This window comes from Deltaproteobacteria bacterium, from assembly GCA_029860075.1.
In the GTDB taxonomy this organism is placed as follows: domain Bacteria; phylum Desulfobacterota; class JADFVX01; order JADFVX01; family JADFVX01; genus JAOUBX01.
Genome location: JAOUBX010000026.1, coordinates 23,204 through 43,916 on the forward strand (window position 1 = coordinate 23,204; position 20,713 = coordinate 43,916).

At 42.9% G+C, this 20,713-nt stretch carries 24 protein-coding genes and 4 pseudogenes; 12 read left to right on the forward strand and 16 right to left on the reverse strand.

Annotated features, from left to right (window positions below):
- Positions 1 to 32: 32 nt before the first annotated feature.
- From OEV42_09645 to OEV42_09695, 11 genes and pseudogenes are all read left to right on the forward strand, one after another.
- Positions 33 to 589 (forward strand): annotated as a pseudogene (locus OEV42_09645) (DUF507 family protein).
- Entirely contained in the window at positions 586 to 1,110 is a 525-nt protein-coding gene (locus OEV42_09650; GenBank protein MDH3974529.1) for a hypothetical protein, read from the forward strand. The pseudogene OEV42_09645 and the gene OEV42_09650 overlap by 4 nt, the downstream one beginning before the upstream one ends.
- A 187-nt stretch (positions 1,111 to 1,297) precedes the next feature.
- Positions 1,298 to 1,588 (forward strand): co-chaperone GroES, encoded by a 291-nt coding sequence (gene groES / locus OEV42_09655; GenBank protein ID MDH3974530.1) that lies wholly within the window; start codon positions 1,298 to 1,300, stop codon positions 1,586 to 1,588.
- 28 nt (positions 1,589 to 1,616) lie between these two features.
- Positions 1,617 to 3,272, forward strand: coding sequence for a chaperonin GroEL (gene groL / locus OEV42_09660; GenBank protein ID MDH3974531.1), 1,656 nt, complete (start codon positions 1,617 to 1,619; stop codon positions 3,270 to 3,272).
- Positions 3,273 to 3,360: 88 nt separating this feature from the next.
- Positions 3,361 to 3,837 carry a metallophosphatase family protein gene (locus OEV42_09665; protein ID MDH3974532.1) on the forward strand — a complete coding sequence of 159 codons (477 nt, stop codon included), beginning with the start codon at positions 3,361 to 3,363 and terminating at the stop codon, positions 3,835 to 3,837.
- Positions 3,838 to 3,853: 16 nt separating this feature from the next.
- On the forward strand, positions 3,854 to 4,222 hold the full coding sequence (gene queD, locus OEV42_09670; GenBank protein MDH3974533.1) for a 6-carboxytetrahydropterin synthase QueD: 369 nt from the start codon (positions 3,854 to 3,856) through the stop codon (positions 4,220 to 4,222).
- Positions 4,223 to 4,224: 2 nt separating this feature from the next.
- Entirely contained in the window at positions 4,225 to 5,046 is an 822-nt protein-coding gene (gene folE2 / locus OEV42_09675) for a GTP cyclohydrolase FolE2 (protein ID MDH3974534.1), read from the forward strand.
- Positions 5,004 to 5,465, forward strand: coding sequence for a hypothetical protein (locus OEV42_09680; protein MDH3974535.1), 462 nt, complete (start codon positions 5,004 to 5,006; stop codon positions 5,463 to 5,465). Before folE2 ends, OEV42_09680 begins: the two co-directional genes overlap by 43 nt.
- A gap of 35 nt (positions 5,466 to 5,500) precedes the next feature.
- Positions 5,501 to 5,803: a hypothetical protein gene (locus OEV42_09685; GenBank protein MDH3974536.1), complete on the forward strand. Its 303-nt coding sequence runs from the start codon at positions 5,501 to 5,503 to the stop codon at positions 5,801 to 5,803.
- Between the two features lie 24 nt (positions 5,804 to 5,827).
- Positions 5,828 to 5,929 (forward strand): hypothetical protein, encoded by a 102-nt coding sequence (locus OEV42_09690; protein MDH3974537.1) that lies wholly within the window; start codon positions 5,828 to 5,830, stop codon positions 5,927 to 5,929.
- A 283-nt stretch (positions 5,930 to 6,212) separates the two neighbouring features.
- Positions 6,213 to 6,656, forward strand: coding sequence for a periplasmic heavy metal sensor (locus OEV42_09695; GenBank protein ID MDH3974538.1), 444 nt, complete (start codon positions 6,213 to 6,215; stop codon positions 6,654 to 6,656).
- A gap of 198 nt (positions 6,657 to 6,854) precedes the next feature.
- On the opposite strand, the gene OEV42_09700 is transcribed toward OEV42_09695, so the two are convergent.
- From OEV42_09700 to hxlA, 5 genes are all read right to left on the reverse strand, one after another.
- Entirely contained in the window at positions 6,855 to 8,363 is a 1,509-nt protein-coding gene (locus tag OEV42_09700; GenBank protein MDH3974539.1) for a class I SAM-dependent methyltransferase, read from the reverse strand.
- 286 nt (positions 8,364 to 8,649) lie between these two features.
- Entirely contained in the window at positions 8,650 to 10,275 is a 1,626-nt protein-coding gene (locus OEV42_09705) for an aminotransferase class V-fold PLP-dependent enzyme (GenBank protein ID MDH3974540.1), read from the reverse strand.
- Positions 10,276 to 10,605: 330 nt separating this feature from the next.
- Positions 10,606 to 10,869: a hypothetical protein gene (locus OEV42_09710; GenBank protein ID MDH3974541.1), complete on the reverse strand. Its 264-nt coding sequence runs from the start codon at positions 10,867 to 10,869 to the stop codon at positions 10,606 to 10,608.
- A 639-nt stretch (positions 10,870 to 11,508) separates the two neighbouring features.
- The gene (locus OEV42_09715) at positions 11,509 to 12,054 is read right to left on the reverse strand and encodes an SIS domain-containing protein (protein ID MDH3974542.1); all 546 of its coding nucleotides are present in this window, start codon (positions 12,052 to 12,054) and stop codon (positions 11,509 to 11,511) included.
- Positions 12,051 to 12,674 (reverse strand): 3-hexulose-6-phosphate synthase, encoded by a 624-nt coding sequence (gene hxlA / locus OEV42_09720; protein MDH3974543.1) that lies wholly within the window; start codon positions 12,672 to 12,674, stop codon positions 12,051 to 12,053. The genes OEV42_09715 and hxlA overlap by 4 nt, the downstream gene beginning before the upstream one ends.
- A gap of 109 nt (positions 12,675 to 12,783) precedes the next feature.
- Between hxlA and OEV42_09725 the strand changes: the two genes are divergently transcribed.
- Positions 12,784 to 12,954: a hypothetical protein gene (locus OEV42_09725; GenBank protein ID MDH3974544.1), complete on the forward strand. Its 171-nt coding sequence runs from the start codon at positions 12,784 to 12,786 to the stop codon at positions 12,952 to 12,954.
- 82 nt (positions 12,955 to 13,036) lie between these two features.
- On the opposite strand, the gene OEV42_09730 is transcribed toward OEV42_09725, so the two are convergent.
- From OEV42_09730 to rmuC, 11 genes and pseudogenes are all read right to left on the reverse strand, one after another.
- Entirely contained in the window at positions 13,037 to 13,783 is a 747-nt protein-coding gene (locus OEV42_09730; protein MDH3974545.1) for a CPBP family intramembrane metalloprotease, read from the reverse strand.
- Between the two features lie 63 nt (positions 13,784 to 13,846).
- Positions 13,847 to 14,152, reverse strand: a complete 306-nt coding sequence (locus OEV42_09735; protein ID MDH3974546.1) for a hypothetical protein — start codon at positions 14,150 to 14,152, stop codon at positions 13,847 to 13,849.
- 135 nt (positions 14,153 to 14,287) lie between these two features.
- Positions 14,288 to 14,740, reverse strand: coding sequence for a hypothetical protein (locus OEV42_09740; GenBank protein MDH3974547.1), 453 nt, complete (start codon positions 14,738 to 14,740; stop codon positions 14,288 to 14,290).
- Positions 14,741 to 14,951: 211 nt separating this feature from the next.
- Positions 14,952 to 15,044, reverse strand: a pseudogene (locus tag OEV42_09745) (transposase).
- A gap of 24 nt (positions 15,045 to 15,068) precedes the next feature.
- Positions 15,069 to 15,299, reverse strand: a pseudogene (locus tag OEV42_09750) (IS1182 family transposase).
- 157 nt (positions 15,300 to 15,456) lie between these two features.
- Positions 15,457 to 15,918 (reverse strand): DUF1439 domain-containing protein, encoded by a 462-nt coding sequence (locus OEV42_09755; protein ID MDH3974548.1) that lies wholly within the window; start codon positions 15,916 to 15,918, stop codon positions 15,457 to 15,459.
- 106 nt (positions 15,919 to 16,024) lie between these two features.
- Positions 16,025 to 16,108, reverse strand: a pseudogene (locus tag OEV42_09760) (TraG family conjugative transposon ATPase).
- A gap of 418 nt (positions 16,109 to 16,526) precedes the next feature.
- Positions 16,527 to 17,138: a hypothetical protein gene (locus tag OEV42_09765; protein MDH3974549.1), complete on the reverse strand. Its 612-nt coding sequence runs from the start codon at positions 17,136 to 17,138 to the stop codon at positions 16,527 to 16,529.
- A gap of 454 nt (positions 17,139 to 17,592) precedes the next feature.
- A complete protein-coding gene (locus OEV42_09770) occupies positions 17,593 to 18,138 on the reverse strand; it encodes an NADH peroxidase (GenBank protein MDH3974550.1) in 546 nt (181 codons plus the stop codon).
- 515 nt (positions 18,139 to 18,653) lie between these two features.
- A complete protein-coding gene (locus OEV42_09775) occupies positions 18,654 to 19,112 on the reverse strand; it encodes a TerB family tellurite resistance protein (GenBank protein ID MDH3974551.1) in 459 nt (152 codons plus the stop codon).
- 192 nt (positions 19,113 to 19,304) lie between these two features.
- A complete protein-coding gene (gene rmuC, locus OEV42_09780; GenBank protein ID MDH3974552.1) occupies positions 19,305 to 20,612 on the reverse strand; it encodes a DNA recombination protein RmuC in 1,308 nt (435 codons plus the stop codon).
- Positions 20,613 to 20,713: the final 101 nt, after the last annotated feature.

The window sequence follows — 20,713 nt, forward strand, 5'->3', positions numbered from 1 at the left end:
AAAAGCCCCCTGCCTCTGTTAGTTTTAGGATCATGAAAGATCATGAAAAAGAGCTTGAAAAAATATCGCTTATTCTCGTTAATGAGTTAAAAAAAAATGACTATTTCCGGCTCGGCGAAAGTGAAAACAAGCTTAGGGAAAAGATCAGGGCCATATTCGCAGACAACCTGAAAGGCGAAGAGCAGATTGACAGGGAAGTAAAGCGGATCATGGCAAGCTACGCAAGCCAGATTGAGAGAGGTGAAGTCGATTCAAGAAAAATTTTCTCCATGATAAAATCAAAAATAGCCAAAGAGAAGGGGTTCATACTATGAGATTCAGTGATGACAGGGTGAGCCACCTCTCACATCTTATCCTCGACCTCTTTGAAGAAGAATCCTGCATCGATGAAGGAGGAAAGGTTCCCGTCCTTCATGATATTAAAAAAATACTCCTCAATTATTTCAAGGCCGAAGACCAGGTCGATGACATGATAAGAAAAAAAATCCGTTCCTATACAAGAGTTATTCCTGAAGGAAGCAGGGAGTGGGAAGTCATGTACAACAAACTCTTTACCGAAGAAATGGAAAAAAGAGGCTTTGACCTATGAGAATTCTCTTTGCCCTCCTCATAGTTTCCCTTTTTTTAAACAGCTGTTCACATCTCAATCGTTTAAGCGATGAAAGAATCACCGGCAAAAAAAACATGATATTTTTCAGGCCCTTTTCCGGCGCCTCGACTCCCGATGAGGTTATAAAACTTATTTCCGACCAGTTTTATACGAAACTGACAAAAAAGGACTATTTCAGCGGCCGCAACGGCAAAACCTATAATTTTGATTTCTACATGGGACAGCAATGCCCTGCTGCTTCAGACTGTTACTATATTACAGGGGAAGTAAGTAACTACAAATATGAACAGGGCTGCTGCGGCCGTGACGGCGTCAAGGTAAAGGCCGTCATTAAATTCTGGAATGACCTGACAAAAAAACCCCTCTTTGAAGTTTCCGAATCGAATAATGAAGTCTTTGAATCTGAAGATATGAATCAGCTTCAGGCAATTGAAGTCCTTGCCGAAGACACGGCCCATATTCTCGTCAACGAACTGCTCGACGAGTTGCAATACAACTAATCCTTTACCCCCGGCAACCCATCAAATAACCAGCAAAAAGAAAAAAGTTAAAAAAAGTACCCTCCCCCCCTTGATTTTATAAATGCCTGTTATTATATTTCTAACTACTCATTAGCACTCTCCCTGTGAGAGTGCTAAAAAGGCAAAAATCCAAAACATAGAAGATGAAAGAAAGGAGTTTTATAAAATGAGCAAAATCAGACCACTTCATGAAAGAGTTCTCGTCAAGAGACTTGAGGAGGAAGAGGTAAGCAAGGGTGGAATTATCATCCCTGACAGTGCAAAGGAAAAGCCTGCAGAAGGTCAAATTGCAGCCGTAGGAAACGGAAGAATTTCCGATGAAGGAAAAGTAACTCCACTGGACGTAAAAGTGGGAGATAAAATACTTTTCAGTAAGTACTCCGGTACAGACGTTAAAATTGATGGTGAAGAATTCCTCATTATGCGTGAAGACGATATCCTCGCAATTTTTGAGTAAGAAACAAGACAAGAAAGGAGAAAGATAAATGGCGGCAAAAGAAATTAATTTCAGTGAAGAGGCAAGGCGCGCAATTCTGGGTGGAGTAAACCAACTTGCCGATGCTGTAAAAGTAACACTCGGACCTAAAGGTAGAAACGTAATCATAGATAAATCATTCGGTTCCCCTGTAATCACCAAAGATGGTGTAACAGTAGCCAAGGAAATCGAACTGGAAGACAAATTCGAAAACATGGGTGCACAGATGGTTAAGGAAGTTGCTTCCAAGACCTCTGACGTTGCAGGTGACGGTACGACTACAGCTACCGTTCTTGCCCAGGCCATCGTAAAAGAAGGCTCCAAGATGGTAGCGGCAGGCGCTAATCCCATGGACGTAAAAAGAGGGATCGACAAGGCCGTTGAAGTAAGCGTTGGTGAGCTTAAGAAAATCAGCAAACCGACAAAAGACCAGAAAGAGATTGCCCAGGTTGGAACCATTTCCGCCAACAACGATGAGACCATCGGTAATATCATCGCCGAAGCAATGAACAAGGTCGGCAAAGAAGGTGTTATCACTGTTGAGGAAGCCAAAGGCATGGAAACAACCCTCGACGTTGTTGAAGGTATGCAGTTTGACAGAGGATACCTCTCTCCTTACATGGTGACTGATCCTGAAAGAATGGAGGCGGTTCTGGAAGATGCTTTCATTCTTATCCATGAAAAAAAGATTACCAACATGAAGGACATTCTCCCCATCCTTGAGCAGATTGCAAAATCAGGCAAGCCATTCATCATTATCGCTGAAGATATCGAAGGCGAAGCGCTTGCAACACTCGTTGTTAACAAGCTGAGAGGAACCCTTAACTGCTGCGCCGTAAAAGCTCCCGGCTTTGGCGACAGAAGAAAAGCCATGCTTGAAGATATTGCCACGCTGACAGGCGGCAAACTCATCGCTGAGGAACTTGGTATCAAGCTTGACGCTCTTACTCTCGATGATCTCGGAAGAGCAAAGAGAATCGTCGTTGACAAGGAAAACACAACTATTATTGACGGCGCCGGTGAGAAGTCTGCCCTTGAAGGCCGTGTAAAGCAGATCAGGGCTCAGGTTGAAGAAACTTCTTCCGATTACGACAGAGAAAAGCTCCAGGAAAGACTTGCCAAGCTCGTTGGCGGTGTTGCCGTAATTAATGTGGGCGCTGCCACTGAAACGGAAATGAAAGAGAAAAAGGCAAGAGTAGAAGATGCGCTTCACGCAACGAGAGCGGCTGTTGAAGAAGGCATCGTTCCCGGCGGCGGCGTTGCGCTTCTTAGAACGATCTCTACACTCGATGGTCTTAAAGTAGTTAACCACGACCAGGAAGTCGGTGTAAGCATTGTTAAAAGAGCTCTTGAGGAGCCCATCAGGCAAATCATAGCTAATGCAGGCCTCGAACCCTCTGTTGTTGTCCAGAAAATCAAGGAAGGCAAAGACGACTTCGGTTTCAATGCGGCTAACGATGAGTATGAAAATATGATCAAAAGCGGTATCATCGATCCTACCAAGGTCACAAGAACAGCGCTTCAAAATGCGGCAAGTGTTGCATCACTTATGCTCACTACTGAAGCAATGATCGCTGAAGTTCCTGAAGAAGGCGGCGCAGGCGCTATGCCCGGCGGCATGCCTGGCGGCATGGGTGGCATGGGCGGTATGCCCGGCATGATGTAAGCCTCTCATCAACGTTTTTTAAAGCCCGGTCTAAAGACCGGGCTTTTTTTATTGTTGCAAGAAGCAAAAATCTGTATCATTGGTAACTATGAAAGTAGGCGTCATATCCGATACACACGGTCAAATCCATCCCCATGTATTTGATTATTTTAATGAAGTTGAGTTAATCCTCCATGCAGGTGATGTCGGCAATGAAGGTATACTCTCCGATCTGGAAACCCTTGCGCCGGTCAAGGCTGTCCTGGGTAATACGGACAGCTTTCCCTTAACGGAAAAATGCAGGGAAAAAGAAATATTGATTCTGGGGGATAAAAAAACCTACCTCACTCACAAGGTTATTGAATTCGGAAGGCTCTTGCCCTCGGTAATGAATGATATTGATTCAATTAATCCTGATATAGTTGTTTTCGGCCATACCCACGAGCAGCATGTCAAGGTGAGGGGCAATACACTTTTTTTTAATCCCGGCGGGGGAGGACAAAAAAGACCGGGGAAAAAACTCGCTGTCGGTATTCTGGAAATCAGGAATGGTGATATTGACCATTCCATACACTATCTTGATTAAGGACTAAAGAAATAAAATGTATGAAATTATGATCAAAACCGAGTTTGCCTCGGCCCACAATTTAAGGAACTATGACGGCGCCTGTGAAACGCTCCATGGCCACAACTGGAAAATAGACATTGTGGTGAAAACCAAAGATCTCGATGAAAGGGGACTGGCAGTCGATTTTAACGTACTCAAAAAAAAGAGCAACCACATCATTAGCGACCTGGATCATATTTACCTGAATGACCATAAAGCCTTCAGGGAAATTAATCCCTCATCGGAAAATATTGCAAAATACATTTATGAGGAACTAAGCAGGGGCCTTGCCGGTACGGCAAAGGTAAAAAAGATCACTGTATGGGAGACAGACTGTGCTGCCGCCTCCTATTATGAGGAATAATCATGACTGCAAAGACAAGGGATATCCAGAACGAAAAAGATACGCGAAAAATAGAACTGGAGAAGGTGGGCGTCAAAAATATCAGGTATCCCATCCTCGTTCATGACAAGAAAAAAAAGTATCAGCATACGGTAGCAAAGATCAACATGTATGTCGACCTCCCTCACCATTTCAAGGGGACCCATATGAGCCGCTTTGTTAAAGTCCTCAATCAATACCACGGGGAAATATCGGTTCATAACTTTGTCGAAATCATTGACAATATGAAGGAAAAGCTCAATGCCGCTTCGGCACATCTTGAGGTTGAATTCCCCTATTTCATAGAAAAGGAAGCCCCCGTTTCCGGGGAAAAGGGCCTTGTCGATTATAACTGCCGCTTTAAAGGAACCAGTAATGAAGGGAAGGACTTTATCATTTCAGTTGCCGTTCCCATTACCAGTCTCTGTCCCTGTTCAAAAGAGATCAGCGAAAGAGGCGCCCACAACCAGCGTAGCATTGTCACCGTCAGTTTCCGCTTTGATAAATTTATCTGGATAGAGGATGTCATTGAAATTATTGAAAAAAGCGCCAGTTGTGAAATATATTCACTCCTTAAAAGACCTGACGAAAAGTACGTTACGGAAAAGGCCTATGACAATCCAAGGTTTGTTGAAGACCTGGTGAGAGAAATATTCCTTAAGTTAAATGCAAGAGATGAAATAACCTGGTTCAGTATTGAAGCTGAAAACTTTGAATCCATACACAACCATAGCGCCTATGCCTATGTTGAAAAGAGGCCCTCATGTCTGAAAGAAACTATCCACCGGAATACGACAAGAAACTGAATGCGCAGAGACTGAGAGAGGGGCTGGAGAACCATATCATGATGGTTACTGAAAAATCGCTATCCAGGTACGGTAAAATGGACTCCCTTGAAACCTTTCTTGAAGCACTTAACAATCGCGAAGTCGTCAGATTTCCTACTGTCATCGACTACAATGAGCTTGCCCTTGAAGATAATCAGTCTTCAAGGCTGGACAGGGTAAACAATGGAAAAGACGAGTGTTACTGCATTACCCTTCACCCCCGTTTCAAGGGACGCGATGAAGATGTTATTGCCCTGGCCCTTTACCGTATTGTAAAGATCAATTACGGAAAAATCGCAAAGGAAAAAGAAGCGCTCCTTTTCGGCTCTTCCATTCTGGGCATCGATGAGGATGCTTACGAGGCATGGCTTACAAGGCTCGAAAATGAAGTAAATTAAAGATTCCCCAAATTTCTTAAAAAGGAGGTGGTTTTTTGATCAGACTATTATTTGGACTCATGTTATTGCTGTTTCCCTTTACTGTTTTTGCCGCAGGGGTAGAAGAGAATATTCTCGCCAAAGATGTGAATGCTATCCCCAAAATGACCGTTGAAACACTCAAGGCAAAAATGGACAAAAAGGAAAAAATTGCCGTCATAGATTCGAGAACGGGCGGGTCCTGGGATCACAGCAATCAAAAGATCAAGGGCGCTATCAGGCTAGCCTACCAAAATGTCGCCAAAGAAGCGGCATCGAAAATTCCCATGGGCAGTGAAATCGTTGTTTACTGCACCTGAAAGAACGAAGCAACCAGCGCCCGTGTGGCGGTGATGTTAAAAAGGCTTGGTTTCCAGAAAGTATATGCGCTAAAAGGTGGATTTGACGCCTGGGTAAAAGCTAAATATTCCCTGGAAGCAAAGTAAGAGAAAATGACTTCTCAAAGACAGTCCCCTTTCAGCGTGTTTGCTGAAAGGGGCTTTTTATTGTCTCTTTTTTTTCCAATTCCTTTCCTTGTTCTCTCATTTCCTCCTGCTATACTTTCACTTATAAAACAACACTATCATTGAAAGTACCAAAAGGCGTAAAAAGACTGCCTTCTCTTTTGATAAGAACAGACAAGCGCCGGGGATTCATTTTTTGCATCTAAAATGCCTTTATTTCATCAATAAAGTAGAAAGCCACTTAAACAAAGGGAGGTTTTAAGCCATGAGACAATTGTTAATCATTACCTTTTTTCTCTTTTTCTTACTCCCCTTCCAGGCAAATGCTGAAAACCAGGACAATGATGTAAACACCCACGGTATGCTCCTTGAGTGTGACGACAAAACCCGTGAAAACCATCTTTACCTCATGAATGCTGAAAAACTTGGCCTCAGCCAGGATCAGATCAGGCAGCTTCGCGAGATCAAGGGTGATTGTGACAGATTTTGCGTTGTCGAAAAAGCGAGGCTGAGAGTAGCGAAAAGGGAACTCAACGAACTCCTTGCCAAAGAAGAGATTGATATGAAAAAAGCGGAAGAAAAAATCAGGGAAATGTCGGAACTTCAAAACAAGCTGAGTATGAGGCACGTAAAAACCAAAGTTGAGTCCATGATGATTCTAAATGACGAACAAAAGGAAAAAGCAAAAAAACTGGCCGCACCCCAATGATAAAACACCATCATTACACGACATGCCGCTGGAAATACATATTTCCCGGCAGGGATACATATCAATTGCCAATCGCGTCATATTCAATTTAACCTGGAAAATGCCCGCTTGACCTGTGGGTGGAAGCCGGGATTTTCTGAAAACACTATAAAACCAACAGATTACACTCTAAATCCATGCCCGGCTGCCCTTTTCAGGTCAAACCTCGCACCAGTAAATCCGCACATGAGAACCATGTCCCGGTAACTCGGGAAAATCGAAAGGTGGACGAAAGGGTATAACACGGGAAAACTCTTTTTCAAGAACAGTTCTGTAATACTTGTCACTTCCACTTCTGTGGTTATTTGCCATGAGCGCAATCCCTTTGTGAGAAAGAATCAAGCGAATATGCTCTGCCAGGAGAGGCCACGCTTTTTCGACGGAAAATGCGCTCCCTTTCCCTGAAGCGGCAAATACAGGCGGATCACAGATAATTAAGTCCCAGGCTTTATATCCCACGGGATCACCTTCCTTCTTTCGCACCTGACGGGTCAACCATTTAAGAACATCTTCTTTGATAAACTTTCCCCTACCACTTTTACTCAATCCGTTCAAATCAAAATTTTTTTTCCCTCGTTCTAAAGCCCCGGAAGCAAGATCGACGGAAAAAACAACTTCAGCCCCTGCATCAACAGAAACAGCAGAAAAAGAACAGGTAAAGGAAAAGAGATTTGCTATGCGCCTCCCCTCGGCCACAACCTCGACCCTTTTACGCGAGTCACGCTGGTCAAGAAAGAGGCCCGTATGTTGACAATCATTCAGGGCAATCTCATAACTTAAATCCTGTTCTTTTACAAAAAAGGCGGCAGGCGGTTTTTCCCCGAAAGCAAGAAGGTCACCAAAAAGCTTTTTCTCATGAGGGTTTTTCCGGTTGTTTCTTATTATTCCTCCCTGGAAATGATAACGCTCTTTCCAAAAAGGGAAAACACTTTCCAGAGCAACCTTTAACTGCTCCGATGATAGCTTTTCATCATACCCGGTAAGTAAAAGCCAGGAACCGAAAAGATCAAGCGACAAGTCATAAGCGCCAAGCTCACCACGATGAACAATCCGAAAAGCCTCTGAAACCGTCTGCAACCAGTGAAGACGCCTTTCATAAGCGATAGCCGCTTCAATGAGAATCCTCTTTTCTCCTTCCAAAAGCATTTGAAATGACGGCGGCAAATCTATCTGTATGGGTTCTTCAAGTCCTGGCCAGGTAAGTTCCGCACAGTGAAGGCAAAGCCTTGGAAAAGGTGTCCCGCCATATTTATCATCACCGAGAAGAGCTACCCCCGATAATGCCGCATGACGCCTCACCTGATGTCTTCTTCCCCGCCTTATTTGTGCCCTGTAGAGAAAATAGCCAAAGCCGCTCTTTATTTCGCTAAAGCCCGTAACACATGCTTTCCCGTCAAGCGGTTCAGAGCAGGACCATTCTCTTTTCCCTGCATGCTTGCCGTCCGATATAAAATAATAGCTTTTTCCGGCAAGGTTTTTTTCATGAATCCTTTCAGCTTCACCACTGGCCTCAGGCGTTAATGCAAAAAGGAGAATGCCACTTGTTCCCTTATCGAGGCGGGAGCATACAAAAACCTTGAGGCCATGATGAAGTTCCAGCCACTCGGCTATTCCCGTATCGCCGGGATTGGCCCCATAAGTTGACAAGCCCGTCGGTTTATTTATCACAAGCCATTTGCCGTCTCTGTAAAGGAAGGCTGAATCTTTGATCAGGAAGTCCTCCGTTCTTTTATGCCTGAATTTTACTATTTAAAGGCGGGACTGGCAATAAGCTTGTGAGAAGCTAAAATGCTTGAACGGATAAAACAAGAAAAACCCGATGACTTTATTATTTAGCCTATCGGCTGCCGGGCAAGAGACAAACATTGCCTTCTTTGGGTGCAAGCGATTTATGCACAATTTATCTCATTATTTCACAAGATTTGCAGTCGAACTATTTAGGCGCGCTGCAAAGCTATGCATATGAGCGCAGGTGAGTTTTATTTGCCAATTTGCCTTTTTTCATTGCCAGGATAACGTCAACAATGGCTTCAACAACCCTGTGCACATCTTTCGATGAATTGCTTATTGTGGGAGCAATTCGGAGCAAGTCATGGCCCTTAACCTTCAGGTTGGCTATGGCAAATTTGTGCCGCTCATAAACATGCTTCATCACATCTCCTGCCTCAATACCATGGGGAACCTTGAAGAGAAATACGGAACTGCGGAATTTATCATTTGTCGTAGGTGTGGCAATCCATTTATAGGCTGTTTTTTCAGTAAACTGAGGAAAAATCTTTGGCAAATGTTTATAAAGCGCTGCTTTTGCCTGATCACCCAGATAATGTATGCGCGCCTCAATTTTGGCAGGAGATACATTGGGATGAAAATGTCCCCTATGAAATAGCGCAGTAATCCACGTAGAAACCAGGGTGGCGTCATTTTGTTGCCCCAGGTAGGAAAAGCGCTTGCTATTCGGGTCCATTGCTCCCCTTTCCGGATCATAGCCATAGTCAGCAGGCGTTTTAATGTATTCATCATAACCCCACACATCAGGTGTAAAGTTCCTGGCGGCGTCCGTCTCTTTTTTCATGTAAATAATTCCAACCATTTTGGGTCCGCAAGGCCATTTATGGAAACTGCCTGTAATGCTATCCACGTCGATTTTATCCAATTTAAGATCGAGCACGCCAAAGGTTTGGGCACTGTCTGCGTGGATATAGATATTTCTGTTAATGGACCTCACTTCGGTCACGATACGGTCCATGGGTAAAAGCATTCCGCATTCATTTGACTGCCAGGACAAGGTGACCATCTTTGTTCGACTGTCCAGCAGGTTTTTAAGGGGCAAAATAATATCGTCTTCACTCTGTGGATCTGATGGGATCATGCCCATTTTTCTTTCTTCTTCAGAGACCTTTTGCGAAAACATTTTTGTTTGTAATGATTTAATGGAATTCTTTCCCCAGCCCTGGGTGGCTTTACGATAAAACCATGCGTCGAGATTGGTTGGGTGATTGACATCCCATACAACAACATTATGTTCACCGGGATTAAAAAAACCGGACGTTACAAGACCATTGTTGATAAAATTGTTTCCTTCCGTCGTGTTACGGGTAAGCGCAACCAGGCACTGCGGCTCACAGTTTGACGCCCCCAGACCTATCCAGTTTTTAATGGCATCCAGTCCATACCCCAGGCCGGCCTGAGCCAGTTCCGCCCGCATGGGAAAGGAAATATCTTCAGCCAGCATTTGCTGAACCATGGACACCATCTCATCAACGGGTTTCAGGGATGGACAGAGGTTGGCAGAATTAACAGAAGTGCAGGTAAATTTATCGGCTTCGAAATAATTCTGAAGCAGCCTGTCCCATTCTTCATCTTTATTAAAATCGAGTTTGTCATTTTTATATTTCTGACCTTCCTGTCCCCATTTTGCAATTTGTTTTTTAATGGTCTCCAGCGCCGATGTTGTACTCAATTGGGAAGAACCGCTTTTTAACTTTGGCAAGGCAGCCGGAAAAACCAATCCCGGAACCATAATTGTTCCGCCAAGTCCTAATGTAGCCCCCATGAATTTTCGACGTGACAATTTCTTCATTGCTAGTTACCTCCAGTTAATTAGAATGATTACCGGTTTTACTAACCCCATAACAGGTTATTACCCGGCAATAAAAGGTATTACAATGTATCCCCTCTACCCCCTGCCCTAAACACCCTAAAGGTATTGCCTGGTTAATCGTATAAATTTTTTCTCAAAGATGGGAAGAACGCTAAGGAGAGTTTTAATAGCAGGTCACGGCAAAACAAGCTCTCAGGACTGCCTTGAGTTCAGGTCTTTGGTCTTGAATCCCTGGCGGCGCATTGGGTTCCTTCAATCAAGGCAAAGTGGAAAGCCCTTCTTTGTCTCGGAGCAATTGATTATGTTTCCTTACAGGGACCAACAAATTTTAATATCACCTTCAGGCTCCACTTCATAGTCGATATAAACATTATCGGCATTAGGAATTTCAAGCCATTCTCCAACAGGAAGGGGTTTGTCCGGCCTTGCGCTGTTAATATTATAAAGCGCCGTTGACCTGGACTCGTCCTGCGGAGAATATAATATTTTGGCAGTTCGCCTGTTAGTGTAAATAGCGATACTGCCCTTTCCCTGAACGCCGGGACCTACCTGGTTGTCATACATATCATTCATTTTGAACCCTCCATTATTTAGATGTTTTTACTCATAGAGTAAGATGATTAAGGCGTTAACATTTTTTCACTTTATTGCTGACCAGTGCGCTAAACCGCCATAAAGTAACAACTGCTTTTCAAGCCTTGCCGGATTTCAGCCAATTGTTGTCAATGCTGCTCCAATTGCAAATACAAAGGCAAATGGAGACTGAAAAATCCAAAGCCATAGACGGCCAGGCTCAAAAAAAAACCCGCAACCTGGATCATCAGGTGCGGGCTTTTAATATTATTCACTTTTCCGGTTCCCCCCATTGCACTACCCTCCCCCGGTAAGAATAACTATCAAAAATTATCTGTATATGCAAGAAAAAAATACAGGGCCTGGCAGCCAATTTTCATAAATCAATGGGGCAGAGTATGCTGTTGCTGTTTTGAATACACATTCCGGAGCTTTGGACTTCCAGCGGCATATACATATCATCACGGCAGGAGCAAGCCTTGATCCAGGCAAGCGCTCATGGTCTCAGAAACAAGGCAATCCTTTACCACCGGGTTTGTCCGGCAAAGGGTTCTGATTGCGCTTCCTCACACAATCTAACCTTATTCGTTATAAATTAAAAAGGGGGACTAATCAAGAGAATCTTTGTTCAGGAGAGTCCTATTCCAGGTTTGTATGACGAAGTTTCAATTCATTTTCTGTTATCTCAAAGTTAAATATCGATTTTCCTATGGATGATTCCAGTAATATTAACGTTGTAATTTCAAAAAATGTGCCCATAGGCATCACATTGACATCATTCTGGGGTTTTTCCGCCGGACCTTCCACTTTTATCACCAGATCAGACATTGCGGACAAAGCGCTTTTTTCACTTGACGTAAAAAGCACAATTTTGGCATTGCTTTCTTTTGCTTTTTTACAAACGGAAATAACGGAGGATGTTTCTCCTGAACCGGAGATAGCGATGAGGATACTCCCTTCATTAATTCTTGGTGTCAGAGTTTCACCAACAATATGAACACTTTTTCCTATATGCATGAGCCGCATTCCAAAAAACTTACCCACAAGGCCACTTCGCCCGGCCCCAACAACAAATATCCTCTCATGGGAATGAATAAAATCATCAAAGTGATTGATTACCCGGGGATTAATATTCTCAATACTTTTAATTACCTGAGATGTAAGACTGACGGCAATTTCTTTCATAACAAACTCTCTTTTATTTGCTTTGCGGCCAAGGCAGGGTTTTCTGAAGAGGTGATTGCGCCACCGACAATGACTGTATCGGGATTTTCTTTTTTAATATCGCCAATATTGGAGAGATTTATCCCGCCGGCCACAAAAACCGGCATGTCTGTCACCCGGCAAATCACCTTGAGATCGTTTAAGGGTGAAATTCCTCTTAGCTGTTGATCGATACCTGAATGTACGCCGATAAAATCAGCACCAACCTTTTTAACTTCAATGGCCCTTTTTGTCTTGTCAGGGTGATTTATCATATCGACAAGCACTTTAGCATTATGCTTTCTGGCTGCCTTTGCACTGCCCTTAATGGTATCCAAATCAGCAACGCCCAGAACGGAAACAATATCGGCGCCGCAGTTAAAGCAAAAATCCGCTTCATACTCGCCAACATCCATGGTTTTCAAATCTACAAAGATAATTTTTTCCGGGAAAGCCTCTCTCAACAATTTTAAAATGTGAATACCTTCATGCTTCATTAAGGGAGTGCCTATTTCTATAATATCAACATGTTCACGTGTCACCTCTGCCAATTCCATAGCTTTTTTACTGTCAAGAACATCAAGCGCCAGTTGTAAATTCATCAGTTATTCTCCAAATATAGGGGTTATTTTTACCGTAAATTGCTGCTTGCAGCATAATTGATGGAAGTATACATAAAAAGGAGGGAATTTGCAAGCAAAGTTGCTATTTATGTCCAAGAAAAAGCTAAATAACAGGAATACACTTAAACCGGCGGAAGAGCAGTTCAATTTGCTAACGGTAACGATAGATACGAGCTATCATTTCAGCAGACAGGCCTATGCGATCAGCAACACTGAACCTGGAAAAACAATGCGCTTGCAATCTATTGACACAATTTGAGATATTTTCGGCGGATCAAGTTCTGTTTGAATGCAATAGTTAAATTTTGTTTGTTGGATAAGCGACAAAACTTTTAGCCTCCCTATAGCAATCCGAAGGCAATGGCCAAGAATCCTGAGCCATTAATTCCTCCATGAATAACTACTCCAACCCAGGTATTCTTGCGACGTTGAACCACGTAAGGTTGGATAAACAAGACAGGCAATAAGATAACAAGAAGCTGCCAACCGAAGGCAATATGAAAAATACCCCATCCCATACTGTGAAATAACCAGGTTTGTTTTCCGAAAGCTAGTTCTTGACGTGGAAGCATCGTTCCTCGCCATAAGATTTCTTCACCCATAATATTAAGTATCCAGTATGGAAGCCAAATTCCCAACACCCAATACCTCTCAGAGGTAAGTGGCTCAAATGACATAAAAGATGGCTGGGGCTCCATTTGACCGACAATGACTTCTGCCCCTTTCATCATTCCTGAACTCATAATTCCGATGACAATTATAGCGCCAAAACTCCAAAACCAATCGCCTCTATTCATACGATGGAAACGAAGACGATTTCTCCAAAATCCGGGCTGAAACAGAGCGCCTTCTTTTCTCAGTATAAATGCAGTTACCATCAACATTGGGGTAAATATGCCTACTCCTGCTACGATAAACCAGGAAAGTATGGGTTCCAATCCGGCAGCTGCGCTTAGAGCTGGAATAAGTAATTGTGTCTCCAGGATTAAAGCAATGGAAGCGGCAGCAAATATTGCCAATGATTGACCAATTCCCATCTTTTGGAAAGAACATTCATTGCCTGGTTTAAGTATTTTCTTTTGTTTCATAGTGAGCTTTTACACAATGCCGGCCAGGTCAGGAATATGTCAGGTATTACAAGGAGCGTAACTTCATAGCCTACTAAACTCCTTTGGATCATACAGCCAGAACCAACCAGATTTGCTCCGTTTTTTTAGATCTTCCGGTGTCTGGAATACCTTAATTACCTCTTTAGGTGAAAAGATCAAATCATCTTCTCCTTCAATAGCACCTATGTAGTTTGGGTATACAATGAGTACCCCAGTTATAATTTCCCCATTTTTTAACTCCACCGTGACCATTGATGCATCTCGAGCAAACTCATCAAAAGGCCCGAATTTGTCAATCACTGACATAGGTATTTCTAGCTCTGCTAATGGGTAAACTCTGTTTTTCATTTTTTAAGCATAACGTATTGTAAAAAGGGACTTTTTCTCGTCAGGGGATACTTTTTGCCCTTGACACGGTGCCTTTTAATGGGTGTCCCCTTTTCCTTATGGGTTGCCAGTTGGTTATGTGCTCCACTGCCCTTTTTACTCATACGCTAAATATACGTTACTCGGCCTATATTGCGCACTTAACTTTTTCGGATCTACTGAATCCCAATGATCTGAACAATAAATTGTTACTTTTGTAGATCCACCGCTTTTAATATACCCTTCAGCAAGAGCGGTACATTTTTCTATAGGTTTACCTTCGTACTCTACACTTGCCGCGACATTGACCTGCAACAAGTCAACCGGCGTTTTGTTCGTTACCTTGCCGATGATACTAATCTGGCCTTCAACCATGAAAAATTGCAAAGTCTCAACCAAAATATCACTATAATATTCTTCCTTTAACTCCTCCGGATAATCGGAGTAACCTTGCTCTTCCACCTGCTCTTTAAGGTGTGTGATATATAAATGCATTACCGCTACAAATACAAGTGAAAACCCTATCCCGTACGTTGCCCCATTTAATATTCGTTGAAGAAAGTTTTTCATATTTCTTTAGTCCTTACTCCGCACATAATGAGGCTGTAGAAACACCCTGTTTGTAGAATTCCCCTTACCAGAGCCAATAATTAAATTTAATAACTTATCTTTATCTCAATCATTACCTTTTTTCAAGAATATATTGCCTGATTTCTCAATTAAAAAAAACAGAGCCTCTTTTTTTGATAAACAAGCTCTTATAAGTCACTTTTCCCCCTTATTAATGCAATCTTCCATAGTTCATTAATTTCTCAATATTATGAACCATACTGTACAACTGCCACTGACCCTGGACTTTTTTCCTGCCTCTTAAACTGAATCTCTTTTCTCTGCTTTATGTAATTCCTTTGGAATAAGCGAAGAGGACTATCTTTAGCAGGACAGAGGGGTGGTAGGCTGGGCGGCCTGCTATATCATTGTTATAGCGGAAGTAAAAAACAGAAAGATCAGCTTTATGCGCAATTAAATAATGAATGGCATATTCAAAGGTTCCCGGCTACAATTGGGCTTCATAATTTTAAGCAACCCGTTCCATTTGATTGAGGTCTTTGTGGATAAAATTGGGCATGGACAATATCCTCTTTGCTTTTTGCCAATTATATCAAATTAAACGGGGATTATGAGGGGGGGCTACAGCTTGAACGTTGCCGTAACCGGCGGAAAAAACTGTAGAGGAGGTACGACCGGTACAGTTTTTGACGTCCGCGTTTACAGGCTTGTTATGTTTATATACCAAGAGTTACCACCAGTTCCTTATTTTCAACGACCACATCCTTTAAGACCATACGAGCGACTGCTTGTTTCCCGTCGCCTAAGTTAAGGGTATATATTGGATTTTCATCGTAGTATTTAGCTAACGCTTTTGTTAAAGCCTTATTTACTTTTTGCATATATTTATCAGGTATACCTTGAACTCCCAGGCTCTCAATTACTGGATCGGTAAGATAAAACTCCCCTTTTTCGGCTAGATATCTAACTCCTCCCGATACATCGACTGACCCACCCAGCGGTTTTGGGTTTTTGTCAATTTTGATATTAAGCAATACATCTAGGCCGGCATTAACCCTTTTTGTGCCATTTTCGAGAAGAATACGAGGATTTTGAAGCGTGATCTGGATAATGAAAAAATAGGATTTTGTTAATGGTAACTTTTTATCCAATTTTTCCCTGATGTCAGATTCTGACATGCGCACAACATACTCTTTACCCGAAAAATAGTAGTATGTAACAGCTATAAACATAGCAGCCACCACAACTGCAATTAATGCTTTTTTGCTCATAATTTCCTTTTCAAACACCGGATAGGTCAGGGGCATTACTGCCCCCTTCCCTCCTAAGAACCGTACGTGACAGTTTCCCATCATACGGCTCAAGCACCTCCATAAGCTGCCCTTGTGGAACAACCCGTAAATTAAATTTTACTACACGATACCAATAAGTTTTCTGAATAACAAACTATTCAAAGGGTGCATATCCCGTCATTTGCTCTCCCTTTTTAATCAGATTAATTCTATGTTCTCGTGCGAAGGCACCTGCTACCTTTCAGCCTCTTTACAGAGCCGGTAATGTTTCAACCGGATCTCTCCCATTACAGAAGAGCCTTCGCTACGTGATAGCATCTCACCCCATCATCAGCGCAATGGCAGCATGTCTCCGTTGGGAACTGACAGGAACATGTCAGGTATTATCAAGGAACGTAACTACTTGTAATACAATCAATAGTGCGACCTCGGGTCGCAAATAACGATTGAATTAAGCAAGCCGTCAGCGATCTGCTTGAATGCGGGGTTATACCTCATATAAACGTTTTTGCTATGCGAACACCTTCCAAGCCTGAATCATCAAATTTCACAATATAGAACTCTTCATCAAAAGGTTGTCCCTCCATGGTTTTTAATTCTTCTATTTCTATATCGTTAGCTTCATTCATGTCAACACGTGTTGGCATAGACTTACCATTTTTATGACGATAAATAAACTTTTCCGGTATTTTGACCTTTCTGATCTGATCTACTGTCAAGTTATAGAATAAATCCGGAGGATTTTTGTAGTCGTTCAAAAATTCCACCCATATGTAGTGATCAAGAAGCAAAGTTCCTTCACCTGCAACTTGGTCGCCTGCTTTGAATTCTGAGACTTTGTTGGAACAGATATAAAACTTAAACCCTCCAGTATCAACAACCAATATGTATTCATTGTTTTCTTGCCCGTAATTCCTGAGAACTATTCCAGAGAATTCATAATCGGCATTTCCCTGTGAACGCATAAAATATTCATTTGTTTCAGTGATAGTTTTAATACCTCTTTCTTCAAGCTCAAAAGATAAATTAACCTTATCGCCCGTCTTAAGTGGTGGATAATTTCCATCACCTATATGCCAAGATTCAAATATTGCTTCTAGTATCATTCTTCTTTTGGGTATAACCAGTTAGCCTAAAGTTTTTCTGTATATCCACAAAATTAATCTATATTTAAATCTTTTCAGTTATCAAGATTTTTCAAAATCCTTTTATAGTCAGCGATCTCTATTCTGGATAACACCGTAATTTGCCTGTTATTAATAAAAATCGATATTATCCGGTGCAAGGTATTTCTATATCACAAAATTATTTCTTTTGTCACGACACATATTGCTCTTTTGTATTTTTCCAACTCAAGATTCAAATAAAAAACCCGCAACCGGAATTCATCGGGCGCGGGTTTTTTATTTTGTGAAGCTCACCAACTAAAAGGGGCGGCACCTAAGGTTCTAATATTATACTCCCCCCTCACCCTCACTCCCGGCGGGAGAGGGGATGAATGGCTTAATTTAACAACATTGGGGATCACCCCATTATCTTCTATTATTTTCCATACTTACATCAGCCGAAATACCTCTTCAGCAGTCCTTCAAAGGCCTGCCCATGACGGGCTTCATCCTTGCACATTTCATGAACCGTGTCATGGATAGCATCGAGATTCAACTCTTTGGCGCGGGTGGCCAGTTTTTTCTTTCCGGCACAGGCCCCGTTTTCTGCGGCAACTCTTGCCTTGAGATTTTCTTCTGTGCTTGCAACAAGAACTTCACCAAGCAGTTCAGCAAACTTTGCCGCATGCTCTGCTTCTTCAAAGGCGATTCTTTTGTAGGCCTCTGCAATCTCCGGATAGCCTTCCCTGTCGGCCTGGCGGCTCATGGCGAGGTACATACCGACTTCCGTACATTCGCCGGTAAAGTTCATTCTCAGCCCCTCTACGATTTCACTGTCCACATCTTTTGCAACGCCAATCCTGTGCTCATCAGCCCAGGCAAGACCCTCCCGGCTCTGCTCTTCGAACTTGTTTGCCCCGGCGCCACATTGAGGACACTTGTCAGGCGGGGTATCTCCTTCATGAATGTAACCGCAAATCGTACAAACCCATTTCTTCATTTGTTTCTCTCCTTTTATATGTTTTATTTAATACTATTTATGAGATTGGCAGGAATAAATCCCTCCTGACCTCCCTTTACAAAAGGGAGGGATTGTGGCTTCCCTTTATAAAACAACAAGGATGGGTACAGTGAAACGTAACCCATCAAATGACCAATCTTTTCTATTCCCATTCAATGCAGCCGAGTGGAGTATTTGACGGTGGAAGAAGGGGATAAACTGTTTGAGCGTAGCGAGTTTTAGTAACTTAGAAATTTTTAATTTCGTAAAGGCACTTATCCTATTTAGGGCTTGTCCCCGCCACAGTCAAATGCGTGAGCGAGGGAAGCCGCAGGCCAAAATTTAGTAACTTAGAAATTTATTTCGCGAAGGCACTTATTCGGCTTGTCCGTAAAGGGCGGCTTTCTTTTGCATACTTTTCTTTGCGCCTTTATACTCTTTAGGGTGAAAGAAAAGTATGTTTGTTCATCAAACAAAAAAAGAAGCTAATCCCTATATCTTCACATCGCCAAGGCCTACCTGCTCCTCCCCAATACCTTCAACTTGGCATCAATCATCTCGCCATGCCTCAAGTTGAGAAGGTGGGCAATTTTTTTAACGAGATAGTCTTCATGCTGATCCAGATGGCCGTCAGCATAAACAACCCTCCAGACCAGTTCCATAAGCTGGATTTTTTCTTCCGGTGAATAATTCTGATTGATAAGGCTCGTAAATTGCCAGAGATCGACGCTCCCTTCAAGCTCTTCATGGGACAGATCAATTAGCTCATGGGCCATCTCTTCCGACAGGTCAAATTCTTTTTTCAGAATGGCAACGATGCGCCCTTTTTCATCTTCACTGAATTCATCATCAATATTCGCCATTTCAATCATCAGGGCGCAGGCGGCTTTCTGTATCACTTGCTCCCTTGATTCGCCCCCCTTTCCTTCAAGGGAAGCACTCTGGTTAAAAAAATCTTTTATTTTTGACAGCATTTACCTTCCTTTCATGAAAAATATTTTGACACTGATTAACACTAAGTTGAATATTATTTAAACCTGTAATTATCATAACCCCACCCAAGCGCCCCTTACCTTAAGGGGAGGAGCATAAATTCCCTCGCTTAAGATAAGAGGGGGCCAGGGGGAGTTATGACAAAAGTCTTACTTAAAAACCCTGTAGTAAAACTACTCCTCCATGAGTGGCTCCTTCTCCCCTGCCGGAAGCTCCTGCACATTACGAAGCTTTCTTTCAATGGTACGTGATTTTCTGGCCGCCGTTTCGATGGTGTTGCTTGCCTCGTGAAGCTTCTTTTGCGTTTTGTCGAGAATATCGCCGAATTTGCCGAATTCCGTCTTTACGGCGCCAAGCAAAGCCCAAACCTCGCTGGAACGTTTTTCAATAGCGATAGTTCTGAATCCCATCTGCAGGCTGTTTAATAGCGCCGCCAGTGTTGTGGGGCCCGTAACGACAACCCTGAATTCACGTTGAATTTTGTCACATAAGCCGGGGCGTCTTAAAACTTCAGCGTAGAGTCCTTCAATGGGAATAAACATGATTCCAAAATCCGTCGTATTGGGCGGGTCGAGATATTTTTCCTTAATACTCTTTGCTTCATTTTTTATACGTACCTCAATCTGCCTGGACGATTCCTCCACAAGGGCAAGGTCCGCTTTTTCCTGTGCATCGACAAGGCGCTGGTAATCTTCCTGGGGGAATTTGGCATCAATGGGAAGCCAGACTTCACCCTCTCCCTCATCTCTCCCGGGCAGTTTAATGGCAAATTCGACCCTGTCGTTACTTCCCTTTTTGGTGGCTACATTTTTGGCATACTGGTCGTCAGTGAGAACCTGTTCAAGAAGGTTGCCAAGCTGCACTTCGCCCCAGGTTCCCCTTGTTTTCACATTGGTAAGCACCTTTTTCAGGTCCCCCACACTCGATGCCAGCGACTGCATTTCGCCAAGCCCTTTATGTACCTGTTCAAGCCTTTCACTCACCATTTTGAAGGATTCACCAAGACGCTTTTCCAGAGTGGCATGAAGCTTTTCATCGACGGTGGCCCGCATCTGCTCCAGTTTTTTGCTGTTGTCTTCCTGAAGCAGGTTCAGTTTCTGCTCAATCGTTTCCCTCATTTTTTCAAGGCGCTCTTCATTGCTTGAAGTCAGCCTTGTGAGCTGGGTGGAAAAGGTGTCGAGCTGGTTTTTCTGCATGGTTGAAATATCGGTAATGCGTGAAAAGAGACCATCGCCAAAGGTCTTGAGAGCGTTTGCCAGCTCTTCACGCCCCTGCCTTGCCTGAAGAGTCGCTTCTTCCCTGTTTTTTGTGATTTCTTCCTTCATGCCCCGTTCTGTTCTCTCTGAATTCTTTTCAAGTGAGCTAATCTGGTCTTCCAGTTGAACGAGTTCCCTACCCTCTTTTCTTGTAAAAAGGAGGATGAGCAAAACGAGTATTGCCACGGCAAGTATGGCGATAAGAATTAATAAGCCTTCTATCATAAGTTTATCCTTTTTCAGTCATTGCGAGGCGGTCGACAAGACCGACGTGGCAATCTCAATGTTCTGTATTTAGATGTGAGATTGCTTCACTCCCTTCGCAA

Coding starts and splice junctions, on each gene's coding strand:
- OEV42_09650 (MDH3974529.1), top strand. CDS start 586: ATGAGAATTCTCTTTGCCCTCCTCATAGTTTCCCTTTTTTTAAACAGC.
- groES (MDH3974530.1), top strand. CDS start 1,298: ATGAGCAAAATCAGACCACTTCATGAAAGAGTTCTCGTCAAGAGACTT.
- groL (MDH3974531.1), top strand. CDS start 1,617: ATGGCGGCAAAAGAAATTAATTTCAGTGAAGAGGCAAGGCGCGCAATT.
- OEV42_09665 (MDH3974532.1), top strand. CDS start 3,361: ATGAAAGTAGGCGTCATATCCGATACACACGGTCAAATCCATCCCCAT.
- queD (MDH3974533.1), top strand. CDS start 3,854: ATGTATGAAATTATGATCAAAACCGAGTTTGCCTCGGCCCACAATTTA.
- folE2 (MDH3974534.1), top strand. CDS start 4,225: ATGACTGCAAAGACAAGGGATATCCAGAACGAAAAAGATACGCGAAAA.
- OEV42_09680 (MDH3974535.1), top strand. CDS start 5,004: ATGTCTGAAAGAAACTATCCACCGGAATACGACAAGAAACTGAATGCG.
- OEV42_09695 (MDH3974538.1), top strand. CDS start 6,213: ATGAGACAATTGTTAATCATTACCTTTTTTCTCTTTTTCTTACTCCCC.
- OEV42_09705 (MDH3974540.1), bottom strand. CDS start 10,275: ATGAAGAAATTGTCACGTCGAAAATTCATGGGGGCTACATTAGGACTT.
- OEV42_09710 (MDH3974541.1), bottom strand. CDS start 10,869: ATGAATGATATGTATGACAACCAGGTAGGTCCCGGCGTTCAGGGAAAG.
- OEV42_09715 (MDH3974542.1), bottom strand. CDS start 12,054: ATGAAAGAAATTGCCGTCAGTCTTACATCTCAGGTAATTAAAAGTATT.
- hxlA (MDH3974543.1), bottom strand. CDS start 12,674: ATGAATTTACAACTGGCGCTTGATGTTCTTGACAGTAAAAAAGCTATG.
- OEV42_09725 (MDH3974544.1), top strand. CDS start 12,784: ATGTCCAAGAAAAAGCTAAATAACAGGAATACACTTAAACCGGCGGAA.
- OEV42_09730 (MDH3974545.1), bottom strand. CDS start 13,783: ATGAAACAAAAGAAAATACTTAAACCAGGCAATGAATGTTCTTTCCAA.
- OEV42_09735 (MDH3974546.1), bottom strand. CDS start 14,152: ATGAAAAACAGAGTTTACCCATTAGCAGAGCTAGAAATACCTATGTCA.
- OEV42_09740 (MDH3974547.1), bottom strand. CDS start 14,740: ATGAAAAACTTTCTTCAACGAATATTAAATGGGGCAACGTACGGGATA.
- OEV42_09755 (MDH3974548.1), bottom strand. CDS start 15,918: ATGTCAGAATCTGACATCAGGGAAAAATTGGATAAAAAGTTACCATTA.
- OEV42_09765 (MDH3974549.1), bottom strand. CDS start 17,138: ATGATACTAGAAGCAATATTTGAATCTTGGCATATAGGTGATGGAAAT.
- OEV42_09770 (MDH3974550.1), bottom strand. CDS start 18,138: ATGAAGAAATGGGTTTGTACGATTTGCGGTTACATTCATGAAGGAGAT.
- OEV42_09775 (MDH3974551.1), bottom strand. CDS start 19,112: ATGCTGTCAAAAATAAAAGATTTTTTTAACCAGAGTGCTTCCCTTGAA.
- rmuC (MDH3974552.1), bottom strand. CDS start 20,612: ATGATAGAAGGCTTATTAATTCTTATCGCCATACTTGCCGTGGCAATA.